Origin of the sequence: Blautia intestinihominis, assembly GCF_040096655.1 — a bacterium.
Classification (GTDB): Bacteria; Bacillota; Clostridia; order Lachnospirales; family Lachnospiraceae; genus Blautia_A; species Blautia_A intestinihominis.
This window is the reverse complement of record NZ_JBBMEI010000218.1, coordinates 1-569: the sequence shown is the minus strand read 5'-3', so window position 1 is coordinate 569 and position 569 is coordinate 1. Positions and strand designations below refer to the sequence as shown.

The window sequence follows — 569 nt, the reverse complement described above, 5'->3', positions numbered from 1 at the left end:
GGGCATTTGATTGAGGACTTTTTCCCAAGAAACGGTGTCCGCTATATCGCCATGAATGACGGTATCGACACCCTGCGGGATAACAACGACATCGCCCCGTTCAAGAATATCCTGAACGAGATGTACAGCAAGGATATTTCCAAGAAAGTCCATTCCTCTTATCTTCTGAAAGCGCAGAAAGGACAGTTTACCGGGTGTCTTGCCCCGTTTGGGTATCGGAAAGACCCGGAGGACAAAAACCATCTGCTCATTGACGAGGAAACCGCCCCGATTGTGCGGCTGATTTTCGGATATGCCCTAAACGGTCATGGTCCGAACTATATCCGCAGACGGCTGGAGGAAGAAAAAATCCCCTGCCCCACATGGTGGAACCGGGAACGGGGGCTTCGCAATACCCGCACCAAATGGGAAAAGAAAGACCCGGAAAACGGGCGGTATATGTGGGACTTTTCCGTTATCAAAGACCTTTTGATGAATCCCGTTTACACTGGGGCGATTGCTTCCCAGAAAAAGGACTACCGTTTCAAAATCGGCACGATTGGGGAAAAGAAGCCGGAGGACTGGATTGT

Annotated in this window: 1 protein-coding gene; it reads left to right on the top strand. The window is 50.3% G+C overall.

Going from position 1 to position 569, the window contains the following annotated elements:
- Nucleotides 1-569 (top strand): recombinase family protein (locus WMO75_RS19790; RefSeq protein WP_349078890.1); only part of this gene is annotated, 569 nt, incomplete at both ends.